The 12,637-nt window shown below is 76.1% G+C and carries 10 protein-coding genes; 4 read left to right on the top strand and 6 right to left on the bottom strand.

All coding sequences use genetic code 11. From position 1 onward, the window contains the following. The first annotated feature begins 96 nt into the window (after positions 1–96). Complete coding sequence (locus BMZ33_RS00865; RefSeq protein ID WP_136697160.1) at positions 97–1,209, top strand: alpha/beta hydrolase fold domain-containing protein; 1,113 nt, start codon at positions 97–99, stop codon at positions 1,207–1,209. A 12-nt stretch (positions 1,210–1,221) separates the two neighbouring features. On the opposite strand, the gene BMZ33_RS00870 is transcribed toward BMZ33_RS00865, so the two are convergent. From BMZ33_RS00870 to BMZ33_RS00885, 4 genes are all read right to left on the bottom strand, one after another. Continuing rightward, the gene (locus tag BMZ33_RS00870) at positions 1,222–1,812 is read right to left on the bottom strand and encodes a peroxidase-related enzyme (protein WP_169063709.1); all 591 of its coding nucleotides are present in this window, start codon (positions 1,810–1,812) and stop codon (positions 1,222–1,224) included. 86 nt (positions 1,813–1,898) lie between these two features. Continuing rightward, positions 1,899–3,488 carry a tetratricopeptide repeat-containing diguanylate cyclase gene (locus tag BMZ33_RS00875; protein WP_169063710.1) on the bottom strand — a complete coding sequence of 530 codons (1,590 nt, stop codon included), beginning with the start codon at positions 3,486–3,488 and terminating at the stop codon, positions 1,899–1,901. A gap of 79 nt (positions 3,489–3,567) precedes the next feature. Next, complete coding sequence (locus tag BMZ33_RS00880; RefSeq protein ID WP_091106859.1) at positions 3,568–3,870, bottom strand: DUF2795 domain-containing protein; 303 nt, start codon at positions 3,868–3,870, stop codon at positions 3,568–3,570. A 37-nt stretch (positions 3,871–3,907) separates the two neighbouring features. Continuing rightward, positions 3,908–5,107, bottom strand: a complete 1,200-nt coding sequence (locus BMZ33_RS00885) for a sigma-54-dependent transcriptional regulator family protein (protein WP_091107801.1) — start codon at positions 5,105–5,107, stop codon at positions 3,908–3,910. A gap of 103 nt (positions 5,108–5,210) precedes the next feature. Here BMZ33_RS00885 and BMZ33_RS00890 point away from each other — a divergent pair, with 103 nt between their 5' ends. Then, on the top strand, positions 5,211–7,049 hold the full coding sequence (locus tag BMZ33_RS00890) for a flavin-containing monooxygenase (protein WP_091106861.1): 1,839 nt from the start codon (positions 5,211–5,213) through the stop codon (positions 7,047–7,049). An 81-nt stretch (positions 7,050–7,130) separates the two neighbouring features. On the opposite strand, the gene BMZ33_RS24360 is transcribed toward BMZ33_RS00890, so the two are convergent. Further along, positions 7,131–9,710: a CHAT domain-containing protein gene (locus tag BMZ33_RS24360; RefSeq protein ID WP_091106863.1), complete on the bottom strand. Its 2,580-nt coding sequence runs from the start codon at positions 9,708–9,710 to the stop codon at positions 7,131–7,133. After that, positions 9,707–10,084, bottom strand: a complete 378-nt coding sequence (locus BMZ33_RS00900; protein ID WP_091106865.1) for a CU044_2847 family protein — start codon at positions 10,082–10,084, stop codon at positions 9,707–9,709. Before BMZ33_RS00900 ends, BMZ33_RS24360 begins: the two co-directional genes overlap by 4 nt. A gap of 349 nt (positions 10,085–10,433) precedes the next feature. On the opposite strand from BMZ33_RS00900, the gene BMZ33_RS00905 reads away from it, so the two are divergent. Next, a complete protein-coding gene (locus BMZ33_RS00905; protein WP_169063711.1) occupies positions 10,434–10,832 on the top strand; it encodes a DUF6394 family protein in 399 nt (132 codons plus the stop codon). A 16-nt stretch (positions 10,833–10,848) separates the two neighbouring features. Further along, entirely contained in the window at positions 10,849–12,603 is a 1,755-nt protein-coding gene (locus BMZ33_RS00910; RefSeq protein WP_091107805.1) for a potassium channel family protein, read from the top strand. Positions 12,604–12,637: the final 34 nt, after the last annotated feature.

A 12,637-nucleotide genomic window follows, 5' to 3' on the forward strand; every position in this document is an offset into this window, starting at 1 on the left:
GGGACGGGTGCGCGCGGGGATCGCACCTCGTTGCCCTCGGGCGACGTGCGTCACTACGGTGCGTCCTCGTCGTCCCGCTCTCCCCCGGGAGGAACCGTGACCACCACCTCCGACCGCAGGTCCACCCCGCTGCCCGGCCGGCTCGGGGACCCGTCCGCCGAGTACCGCACCGACGACCGCGCCGACCGGCGGCTGCGCGAGGCCCTCGCCCGCCTCGGCCTCGACGCCCAGGCCGCGCCGCCGCCGTTCGACCGGTCCGCGTCGCTGGAGGACAGGCTGGCGTTCGTCCGCGGCGCGCACGACGCCTTCGAGCAGCTGTACGCGGCCATCGCCGCGGACGAGCCCGGCCGCGACGACGTCACCCGGACCGCCCGCACCGTGACCGGGCGGGACGGCCACGGGATCGCCCTCCACGTCTTCCGCCCGGCGGGCACGGAGGGGACGGCGCTGCCCGGGCTGGTCTACCTCCACGGGGGCGGGATGACGATCCTCGAGTACGACAACCGCATCCACACCCGCTGGTGCGAGGACCTCGCCGCCACCGGCCTGGTCGTCGTCACCGTCGACTTCCGCAACGCCGTCTCCACCGCCGGCCACGCGCCGTTCCCGACCGGCCTGCACGACTGCGCCGACGCGCTCACCTGGATCGACGCCCACCGCGCCGACCTCGGCACGACCTCCCTGGTGCTGCAGGGGGAGTCCGGCGGGGCGAACCTCTGCCTGGCGTCCGCGCTGCTGGCCAAGCGCGAGGGTCGGCTGGACGCCATCGCCGGCGTCTACGCGATGGTCCCCTACATCTCCGGCGGCTACGGCTGGGACGAGGACGCCAAGCGCGCCGAGCTGCCCTCGCTGGTGGAGAACGAGGGCTGGTTCCTCAACACGCTCATGATGGACGTGCTCGTCTCCACCTACGACCCCACCGACGAGCACCGCCGGAACCCGCTGGCGTGGCCGTACTTCGCCACCGTCGAGGACCTCACCGGGATGCCGCCGCACGTGGTCTCGGTCAACGAGCTCGACCCGCTGCGCGACGAGGGCATCGCCTACTACCGCAGGCTGCAGGCGGCCGGGGTGCGCGCCACGGGCCGGGTCAACCTCGGGCTCACCCACGGCGCCGACTCCATCTTCAAGACCGCGATCGGCGACGTGTACGACTCGACGGTCGCCGACATCTCCCGGTTCGCCAGGAGCGTGGCGCCGGCGTCCTGACCCCGGGCGGGGTCACCGCTGCCGCGGGACCCGGCCCAGCAGGTGGAACTCCGGGTTGGGCGGGATGGCGGCGAAGTGCGCCAGCCGGTTGGACAGCGCGAAGAAGGCGGTGATCGCGCCGACGTCCCACACGTCGTCCTCGGTCAGGCCGTGCGCCCGCAGCCGGTCGAGGTCCTCGGGGGTCACCGCGGCGGGGTCGGTGGACAGCCGGACGGCGACGTCGAGGATCGCGCGCTGCCGGTCGTCGAGGGGGGCCTTGCGCCAGTCGACGGCGACCAGGTCGGCCAGGTGCGGGTCGCGCGTGCGGATGCGGGCGATGGCGCCGTGCGCGACCACGCAGTAGGCGCAGTCGTTGGCCGCGCTGGTGGCGACGACGACCAGCTCGCGCTCGCCGGTGGACAGGCCCGGGGTGTCCTTGTCCATGAGCGCGTCGTGCATGGTGAAGAAGGCGCGGGCCTCGTCGGGGCGCCAGGCCAGCGCGGCGAAGACGTTGGGCAGGAAGCCCGAGCGCTCCTGCACGTCGGCGTAGCGCTCGGCGAGGTCGGCGGGCAGGCCCACGGGGTCGACGACGGGGAACCGGCTGATCGGGGTGTCGGTGCTCACGCCGGTCAGCCTGCCGCGCGCCGGCGCCGGGCGCTCCGGGGGCCGGCACCGCAGGACGATCCGTCGCCGCCGAGCGTCGGCGGCGGTCAGCCGGTGACGACGACGCGGTCGCGGCCCCCGCGCTTGGCCCGGTACAGCCGCGCGTCGGCGCGGCCGAGGAGCTGGGCGGCGGTGCGGTCGGCGACCTCGGCGGTGCTGGCGGCGCCGACGCTCACCGTCACCGGCAGCCCGCCGGTCAGCGGCGCCCACGGGTGCGCGGCGACCGCGGCGCGGACGAGCTCCAGGTGGCGGGCCACCGCGCCGGCGTCCGGGCCGGGCAGCACCAGGACGAACTCCTCGCCGCCGAGCCGGGCGGCGTAGGAGCCTGCGCCGGGCGCGCCGGCCTGCTGGAGCAGCCCGGCGACGGCGCGCAGCACCTCGTCGCCGACGGCGTGCGAGCAGGTGTCGTTGACGGTCTTGAAGTGGTCGAGGTCGAGCAGCGCCACCCACACCAGCTCGGCGCCGGGCGCTTCGAGCAGGCGGGGCAGCTCCTCGTCGACGTACCGGCGGTTGTAGAGACCGGTCAGCGGGTCGCGCAGCGACAGCTCGCGCCAGCGGCGGCTCTGCCGGCGCGCCTCCGTCGTCTCGTACATCGCCTGCAGGGTGCGGGCGCGGGCGTCGCGCTGGGCCGACTGCAGCTCGGTGAGCTCGGCGACGTGGCGCTTGTGCTCGGCGAAGGCGGCGCGGAAGTCGCCGGCCGCGGCGTGCAGCTCGGCCTGCTCGGCGCGGGCGCGCACGCGGATCGCGGTCAGCCCGTGCCGCCGGCAGCGGCGCACGCACTCGACCAGCGTGCGCCGCGCGGCGTCGACCGCACCGCGGCGGCGCTGCACCTCGGCGAGGGTGAGCAGGAAGTCGGCGCCCGCGTCGCCGTCCGCGGAGGCGCCGAGCACCTCGGGGGCCAGCCCGGGCAGCAGCGCGGCCTCGGCCTCGTCGAACCGGCCCAGGCCCATGAGCGCGCGGGCGACGGTGTCGAGCCCGCCCACGTCGAGGGGGGTGCCGTGCGCGGCGGCCAGCGCCTGCATCCGGGTGCTGGCCGCCAGCGCGTCCTCGAACCGGCCGGCGAGCTGGTCGGTGTAGGCGCGGTTGTTGAGGATCCGCACCTGCCGGTCGACGTCGCCGAACTCCTCGGCCAGCCGGAGCACGGCGGCGTAGCGCTCGGGGGCGGCGTCGTCGCACGACAGTCCCAGGACGTCGGCCAGCCGGACGAGGTGGTCGACCCGCAGCGCCGGCGGGGCGTCGTCGGCCAGCAGGTCGACGGCGGACACGGCGTGCTCGAGCGCGCCGGAGAGGTCGCCGAGCTCCTGGAACACCGCGGTGAGCACGAAGGAGGCGCGGGCCAGCAGGTGCCGGGAGTGCGCCTCGGTGGCCCAGCGGTGCACGTCCTGGGCGATCCGGCCGGCCTCGTCGACCGCACCGCGGCGGCGCAGCAGGTCCGCGCGCACCAGCCGGGCGCGCTGCTCGAGGTCGGCGCGCCCGAGCGAGGCGGCGGTGGCGACCGCGGCCTCGGCGCGGGCGGCGGCCTCCGACGAGTCGAAGCGGGTCAGCGTCTCGAGCTCGTCGAGGGCGGCCACCAGCTGCGCGAGGACGCCCGGCCCCGGCTCGGGACCCACCTCCGGCCGGACGGCGAGACTGGTCACGCAGGGGTCTTCGGCGCCGGCCGGCCCGCCCCGCAGGGAGCCGGCGGGCCGACCACCCGGACGGGTAAGCGGACGGCGGTCAGCCGGCGCCGGGACCGCCGTCGTCGGCCGGGTGCCCGGTGAACGCCGCCCGCGCATCGGCGCGGGCCGCCTCGGCGGCGTGCGTGGGGTCCTCGCCGGAGTCCGACGCCGGCCCCAGGGCGCGGACCACCTCGTCGGCGTGGGCGTAGTCGGTCCCCGGCGGCACCGTCCGGAGGGCGCGCAGCACCTCGTCGGGAGCACCGTGCCGCTCGGCGGCGGCCAGCAGCGCGGCCTTGTCGGCGGGGTAGTCGACCTCGCCCAGGTGGGCGAGCACGTCCTGCGGGGGCACGGCGTGGGCCACGGGGTCTCCTCCGGCCGGGGTCGGGACGCCCCCGGGGCTACCCGCCGTCGGGACCGGTACGCACCGTCAGGGTCACGCCCTCGGCCAGCCGGTAGGGCGCCGTCGCCACCAGGTCACCGACCACCCGGCGCAGCCGCGACACCTCCGCCCGCGCGGAGACGACGTGCTGGTCGTCGCCGAACAGGCCGCGGCTCAGCGCCCCGGCGGTGAGGCCGGCCCGGCCGGCCCGGGCGACGAGCAAGAGCACCTGCGCCTGCCGGCGGGTCAGCCCGGCCGCCCACGGCCCCCCGCCCGCGCGCACTCGCAGCACCGGCGGGCCGGTGAGGTCGACCTCGGCCGACACCGGCTCGCGGGCGCCGCGCGGGCGCACCAGCCAGCCCTCGCCGAGCCGCTCGGGCGTGCACAGCCCCAGCCCGGCCACGGCCACCACCCGGCCGGCCTGCGGCGCGGCGACCCGCGGCCGGACGGCGACGCCGGAGCTGTGCGCCACCCAGCCGTCGTCGTCGACCACCAGCAGCGGGCCCTGCACGCCGGCCACCACCGGGTCGGCGCTGCGCCGCAGCCGCTCCAGCCGCTGCTCGTGGTGCCACCGCAGCCGCGACTCCGCCAGCCGCACCGACGTCTCCACGAGCGCGCCGATGGCCGGGTGGAGGGTCAGCGCCGGGCCGCTGACGTCGACGACGCCGAGCAGCTCCCCGGTGACCGGCGAGTGGATCGGCGCGGCGCTGCAGTACCAGGGGTGCTGCGCCTGCTCGAAGTGCTCGGCGGAGAACAGCTGCACCGGCGCGGCCTCGGCCAGCGCCGTTCCGATGGCGTTGGTGCCCACCGCCGCCTCGGTCCAGGTGGCGCCCTCCGCGAAGCCCAGCCGGTCGGCGTGCAGCCGGGTCGCCGCCGCGCCCTCCCGCCACAGCACCACGCCCTCGGCGTCGGTGACCACGACGAGGAAGTGCGAGGCGTCGGCGACGCTGCCCAGCACCTGGCGCAGCTCGCCGATCACCAGCGACAGCGCCGAGCGGCGGCGCCGGGCCTCCACGGCGTCCAGCGGCAGCGGGTCGCGGCCACCCCGCCGCCCGGGGTCCAGGCCCATCCCGAGCACCCGCGTCCACGACCGCTGCACCACCCGGCGCGGTGCCACGGGCGGCCGGCCGCCGGCGATCACCGCGTCGTGCACCCGGGTGAGCACCCGGGCGTGGGAGGAGAGGTCCGTCCCGGGCGCGACCGCCGACCAGCCGGGCACCTGCACCTCCGCGTGCAATCCGCTGCAACCCTCCCGCCGACGTCGCGGAGGCGCTGTGCTCCCCATCACACCACGTCACAGCGACGGCGAGGAGGCCCTCCCGATGACGCAGACCCTCGACGCACCCCCCACCACCGCGGGCCGGCGGGCCCGGGACTGGTTCACCGCCCTCGAGGACGCGCTGCGCGCCCGCGACGTCGAGCGCGCCGCCGGCCTGTTCGCGCGCACCAGCTTCTGGCGCGACCTGGTCGCGTTCAGCTGGAACATCACCACCGTCGAGGACCGGGCCGGCGTCACCGAGCTGCTCACCGCCACCCTCGACCGCACCGACCCCTCGGGCTTCACCGTGACCGAGGAGCCCGACGAGGCCGACGGCGTCACCACCGCCTGGTTCACCTTCGAGACGGCGGTCGGCCGCGGCCGGGGCCTGGTGCGGCTGGTCGAGGAGGACGGGCAGGCGAGGGCGTGGACGTTCCTCACCACGCTCCACGAGCTGAAGGGCCACGAGGAGCCCCGCGGCCGGGCGCGGCCCAAGGGCGCCGAGCACGGCGTCAACCGGGAGCGGCAGACCTGGGCCGAGCGCCGGGCGCGCGAGGACGCCGAGCTCGGCCGCACCACGCAGCCCTACGTGCTCGTCGTCGGCGGCGGTCAGGGCGGCATCGCGCTGGGCGCGCGGCTGCGGCAGCTCGACGTCCCGGCGCTCGTCGTCGACAAGCACGCCCGCCCCGGCGACCAGTGGCGCAGCCGCTACAAGTCGCTGTGCCTGCACGACCCGGTCTGGTACGACCACCTGCCCTACCTGCCGTTCCCGGACAACTGGCCCGTGTTCGCCCCCAAGGACAAGATCGGCGACTGGCTCGAGTCGTACGTGAAGGTCATGGAGATCCCGTACTGGGGCGGCACCCAGGTGCGCAGCGCCACCTACTCGCCGCAAGCCGGCGAGTGGACCGTCGAGGTGGTGCGCGACGGCCCTGGTCACGAGCGCGAGGAGCTGACGCTGCGGCCGAAGCACCTGGTGCTGGCGACCGGGATGAGCGGGAAGCCCAACGTGCCGGTGCTGCCGGGCCAGGACGTCTTCCGCGGCGAGCAGCACCACTCCTCGGCCCACCCCGGCCCCGACGAGTACGCCGGGAAGAAGGTCGTCGTCGTCGGCAGCAACAACTCCGCCTTCGACATCTGCGGCGCGCTGTGGGAGCACGGCGCCGACGTGACGATGGTGCAGCGCACCTCGACGCACATCGTCAAGAGCGACAGCCTCATGGAGATCGGCCTCGGCGCGCTCTACAGCGAGGAGGCGGTGGCCAACGGGGTCACCACGGAGAAGGCCGACCTGGTGTTCGCCTCCATCCCGTACAAGGTCATGCACGAGTTCCAGATCCCGCTCTACGAGCAGATGAGGGAGCGCGACGCCGACTTCTACCGCCGCATGGAGGCCGCCGGGTTCCGGCTCGACTGGGGCGACGACGGGTCGGGCCTGTTCATGAAGTACCTGCGCCGCGGCTCGGGCTACTACATCGACGTGGGCGCGGCCGACCTGGTGGCCGACGGCGAGGTGGAGCTCGCGCACGGGCAGGTCGACCACCTCACCGAGGACGCCGTCGTCCTCGAGGACGGGACCGAGCTGCCGGCCGACCTCGTCGTCTACGCCACCGGCTACGGGTCGATGAACGGCTGGGCGGCCGACCTGATCAGCCAGGAGGTCGCCGACACGGTGGGCAAGGTCTGGGGCCTGGGGTCGGACACCACCAAGGACCCCGGCCCGTGGGAGGGCGAGCAGCGCAACATGTGGAAGCCCACCCAGCAGGAGGCGCTGTGGTTCCACGGCGGGAACCTGCACCAGTCGCGGCACTACTCCCTCTACCTGGCGCTGCAGCTCAAGGCCCGCCACGCCGGCATCCCGACGCCGGTGCACGGCCTGCAGGAGGTGCACCACACCAGCTGAGCGCCCCGCGGACCCCGGCGCCGGGGAGGCCCCGAGCCCCCCGGCGCCGGAGCGCGCGCCGTGTTCGCCACCGCCTCCGGGTCAGCCGGAGAGGTGCAGCACCCGGAGCGTGCCGTCGTTGAGGTTGGTCACGTAGCCGCGGGACCCGTCGGGCAGCACCGCGACCGACGTGGGGGCGTCGCCCACTGGCAGCGTGGTCGTGACGCTCCAGTCGTGGGCCGCGACCACCGAGAGCGTGTCCGCCTCGACGTTGGTGACGTAGGCGAAGTGGCCGTCGGCGGACCAGGTGACGTCCTGCGGGCCGTCCCCGACCGGGATGCTGGTGACGACCGTGTCGGTGCCCGTGTCGATCACCGTGAGCCGGTCGGCGTCGTAGTTGACGGCCGCGACCAGCGGCCGGTCCGGGTGCACCGCCACCCGGTGCGGGCCCGCGTCGACCGGCACGGTCCGCACCACGGTGTCCGTCGCGGTGTCGATGACCGAGACGACGTTCGAGGTGTGGTCGGCCAGGTAGCCGCGCGCGCCGTCGGGGGTGAGCTCGATGGAGTGCGGCAGGGGGTCCACCGGGATCCGGGTCCGGACCTCGTGGGTCCCGGTGTCGACGACCGCGACCACGTCCGGCCCCTCGACGGGCACGTAGACCCGCGTCCCGTCGTGGGTCACCGCGGGAGCCCACGGCCGACCGTCCAGGGGGACGGTCGCGACGACCTCCTGCGTCCGGGTGTCGAGGACCGCGAACACCCCGTCGGGACGGTCCTCGTCGTACAGACTCAGGTAGGCCGTCCGGCCGTCCGGGGAGAACGCCACGAACTGCGGCGGGCCCTCCGGCACCTCGATGCGCCCGGTCACCGTGTCGAGCCCGACGTCGACCACCGCGATCTGGTGGGCCTCCCGCTGGGCGACGTAGAGCTGGCGCCCGCTCGGGGTGGCCACCACGTAGCCCGGGGTCTCGCCCACCGGGATCTCCGCACCGACCGCGGGTTGCGGTACGCCCGGCACCGGGGGCGGGGGACCGGGGGCGGTCGTCTCGGCGGGTCCCGGGGGTGCGGAGGCGGTCGGGGCCGGCTGGGTGCTGCCGGCCGGCCCACCGGACGGGCCCTGCCGGTCCAGCAGGAGGACCGTCCCGCCGACCAGGCCGACCAGGAGCACGACCGCGGCGACGGCGAGCAGGAGCCGCCGCGACGGCCGGGCTCCCGGCGTCGACGGCGCCGGCTCCGCCGGCGGCGGGACCTCCGCCGGCGGCGGGGGCGGCGGCGGGGGAGGGGACGCGGAGGGGGGAGGGGACGCGGAGGGGGGAGGTGACGCGGACGGGGGAGGCCGGTCCGGGCCGGCCGCGCCGGTCCCGGCCGGCTTGCTGCGCGCGGGCGTCCGGGGTGCGGCCGGCGGGGTCCCGTCGGGACCCTCGCCTCCGGCCGGCTTCCCCTGCGCACGGGCGCGCGGCGCCGCGGCCCTGCGGGGGCGCCCGCCCTGCGGGGTCGTGGTCGCGGCGGGGCTGCGGGGACCGGCGGCGCCGCCCGCGGCCGGTGCGCTCCCCGCGTCGCCCGGCGGGTCGGCGACGTCGAAGACGCGCCCGTCCGGGGCGCGGAGGTAGAGCACCGGGGTGCCCCACTCGACCTCGTTCGGCTGGAGCCGGATCGTCTTGCGGGCCTCGGCGAGCGCGGCGTCGAGCGGGTAGCCGTCCGCGACGGCCTCGTAGAAGCCGCGGGTGAAGGCGATGGCGGCCCGGTCGGTGATCTCGAACTGCATGGCGACCACGGCGGGGATGCCCTGGTGGACCAGGCTCTGCGCGGTCCCCGAGTAGGGGTCGCGCCGGCCGCCCCGGGCGCCCTCGCACGAGTTGAGCACCGCCAGGCGCAGGGTCCGGTGGTCGTGCAGGAGGGCGCCGAGGTCGCAGCCGCTGATGGGCTGCGCCCGGCCGGTCGGGCCCTCCACGGCCAGCTGGCCGTCCCCCAGCTCGGCGTCGTACCGCCCGTGGCCGATGTAGTGGAAGACGTGGTGCTGGCCGCGCCGCAGCAGCCGTTGCAGCTCGGCCATGGTCCCGGCCGGGGCCCGCTCGAGCCGGACCCGTCCGGCGTCCTGCAGGCCCCGGAGGGCGTGCTGCAACCGGTCCCACTCGGCGTCCACGTCGAGGGGCGGGAAGTCGGTGGGGCTGGCGACGAGCACGAGGACGCGCAGTGGCGGCCGCACCGGCAGCGGGCGGATGCGACCGGGGAGGTCGAGGTAGCGCACCACCGGACTCCACTCCGACAGGGCGAGGTGCCGGCGGGCCTCGCTGTCGTAGAGGTACTCCCAGGGCAGGTCGGCCAGCTCGGGCGAGTCGGTCAGCCGCAGCCGCAGCCGCAGTCCGGCGTCCCGGCCCTCCGCCTGGTCGAGGCTCGCGGTCAGGGCGCTGTGCACCTGGTCGTGGAAGACGGCGTCGAACAGCCGGGCACCGAAGTCGCGGACGGCGGCGGCCTCGGGCTCGCCCTGGCCGCGCACCGGGTACCGGCGCGGCCGACCGATGCGCAGCAGGAAGTTCTCCAGCTCCAGGTCGGAGAACGGGATCGTGACCGGCACGGGACGGGTCTCGCCGACCGGGGAGTTGAGCACCCGCGCCCGGTAGCTGCCCGGCGAGGCCGGTTCGACCAGCAGGTCGAAGTCGAGGTAGGTGCGCTGGGTCATCCGGCGGCCCCGTCCGCCGGGTCGTCCCGGCCGGGCCGCCAGGTCATCGACACCGTGAAGTTGCCCGTGGAGCTGGCGCCGGCCACGAAGGCCCCCACCTCGGCACTGAGCTCGATGCCGAAGTCGACCGTGATCTCCGCCAGGTTCCGGTCCACCGACCGCAGGCGCTGCACGAGTGCCTGCACGGCCGGCTGCACGCGGCTGACGGCCGCCTCGAAGCTCTGCTGCGCCTGCTCGACCACCCGCTGGTCCCGGTCCCCCCACCCCCGGGTGACCTCGCCGCCGGCGTACCCGCCGGCCGCGGTGCCGTCCCCGACCCGCACCAGCACGGTGCCGCCGCTCTCCAGCGCGAACTCCACGACCCGCTCGACCACGACCGATCACCCACCCGCCAGTCGGGACACCGTCGTCCCCGGTCCCGGTGAGCTCCGGAGGAGCGCCCCTGTCCCGCCGCTGCGGGACCCGGGCGCGCGTCGACGCGCGCGTGGTCCTCCCGACTGGCGCCGACTGCCGAGCACGTCTCCCCCTCGGAACACCTGCTTCCGAATGACGCACCGATGACGCTAGAGAGCCTTCCGGTGACCGTCCAGTGAGTTGGGCGCGTCCGGACGCCGCCACGCGTCGCGGACGACGCCACCGCCCCGGCCGGCCCGCCCGCCGCTCGACCGGTGCCGCCGGGCTCCCGCCGATAGGGTCGGGCCGACCCAGCGGCAGCGGACGGGGGTGTCGGACCGCGTGAACCTCGAGAAGGTGGTCTTCGGGTTCTTCGTCCTGCTCGCCGCCACGCTGAACTTCGGTTTCTTCCTCGGCGACCTCGACCGGCCCGAGCTGCACAACGTGTACGAGCTGTTCGCCGCCGTGGTGGTCAACCTGATCGCCACCGTGCTCAAGTTCGGCGACCGCACGCAGATCGGCGCGGTGCACCTGGCCACCAGCCTGGTGGCCGACCTGCAGCTCATCGCGGCGTCGCTGACCTGGGCCTACGCCGCGTACATCTCCAGCGAGGGCCTCACCGCCGGCGCGACGGCCAGCATGGTGTCGCTGTCGGGCGGGGCGCTGCTGGCCAACCTGGTCTCCGTCGTCCTGCTGGTCGTGGAGACCGTCTCCTTCCAGCGGCACTGACGTGCCCGCCGTGGCGATGGGGAGCCGGCGCGGACGGCGCCGCGGGCCGGTCGTGCCGCGGGCCGAGGGGTCGGCGACGGTGTTCGTCGTCCTCCGGCGGATGCGCGCCCCGCTGATCACCCTGATCGTCATCTTCGCCGTCAGCGTGCTGGGGCTCTCGCTGATCCCGGGGGAGTCGACCGAGGGCGGGGCGACCCGGCTGAGCGTGTTCGACGCCTTCTACGTCATGAGCTACACGGCGACGACGATCGGCTTCGGCGAGATCCCGACGGCGTTCTCCTACGCCCAGCGGATGTGGGTGACCGGCACCATCTACCTCACCGTCATCGGCTGGGCCTACGCGATCGGGGCGCTGCTCGCCCTCGTGCAGGACCGCGCCTTCCGGCAGGCGCTGGCGCTGCGGCACGTCTCGCGCAAGGTGACGGGGCTGCGCGAGCCGTTCCTGCTCATCGCCGGCTACGGGCAGACGGGGGAGACGCTCGGGCGGGCCTTCGACACCCTGGGGCGGCGCTTCACCGTCGTCGACGTCGCCGAGGCCCGCATCGACGCCCTCGAGCTCAACACCCACCACGCCGACGTCCCGGGGGTCCTGGGGGACGCGCGCGACCCGCACGTGCTCGGCGTCGCCGGCCTCGGGCACCCGTACTGCGAGGGCGTGGTGGCCCTGACCAACGACGACGAGGTCAACCTCGCGGTGACGATGGCGGCCGCGCTGCTGCGCCCCGAGCTCCCGGTGGTCACCCGCACGACGTCGGCGGCCGTGGCCGAGCGGATGGCGTCCTTCGGCCACCCGGAGGTGGTCAACCCCTTCGACCGCTTCGGCGACCACCTGCGGCTGGCGCTGCGCGCCCCGGCGTCCTACCAGCTGACCACCTGGCTCGAGAGCGGCCCCGGCGCCGCGCTGCCGCCGCGGGCCTCCGCGCCCGCCCCCGGCCGGTGGGCGGTGTTCGGCTACGGCCGCTTCGGCCGGCAGTTCGCCGCCGACCTGCGCGCCGAGGGCCTGGAGGTGACCACCGTCGACCCGAGCCCGGGCGAGGTCGACGTCGTCGGCGACGCCGCGGAGCCGGAGGTGGTGCGGCGCGCCGAGCTGGAGACGGCGGTGGGCCTGGTCGCGGCCACCGACAACGACACGACGAACCTGTCGCTGGTCGCCGAGGCGCGGCGGGTCAACGCGGACCTGTTCGTCGCCGCCCGCCAGAACCAGCCCACCAACGCCGCGCTGTTCGCCGCCATGGACCTCGACGCGCTGCTGGTGCCCACCGACGTGGTCGCCCGCGACACCTACGCCCGGCTGAGCACGCCGCTGCTGTGGCGCTTCCTGCGCGAGCTGCTGCACCAGCCCGAGGAGTGGTCGGCCGGCGTCGTCGACCGGTTGGTCGAGGCCTGCGGCACGCACCTGGAGCCGCTGTGGAAGCTGCGGTTCACCGAGGACGAGGCGCCGGCGGTGCAGGCCTGGCTGGCCGCCGGGCGGCTGCGGCTGGCGGACCTGCTGCGCAGCCCCGCCGACCGCGACCGCCCGCTGGCCGCGGTGCCCCTGCTGGTGCTGCGCGGCGACGAGGCGCTGCTGGCCCCCGGCGGCGACCTCGTGCTCGCCCCCGGCGACCAGCTGCTGTGCGCCGGGCGGCCGGGCGTGCGCCGGGCCCTGGAGACGACGCTGCTGGTCGAGGGCCTCGTGGAGTACGTGGTGACCGGCCGCCGGGTGCCGACCAGCTGGCTCTGGCGCCGGCTCGGCGGGGCGGCGACCGCCCCGGAGCCGACCGGCGCCGGCTGAGCGGCGGCCCGACGGCGTGGACCGCGGCAGCCGG

Source organism: Geodermatophilus dictyosporus, from assembly GCF_900115505.1.
Lineage (GTDB): Bacteria > Actinomycetota > Actinomycetes > Mycobacteriales > Geodermatophilaceae > Geodermatophilus > Geodermatophilus dictyosporus.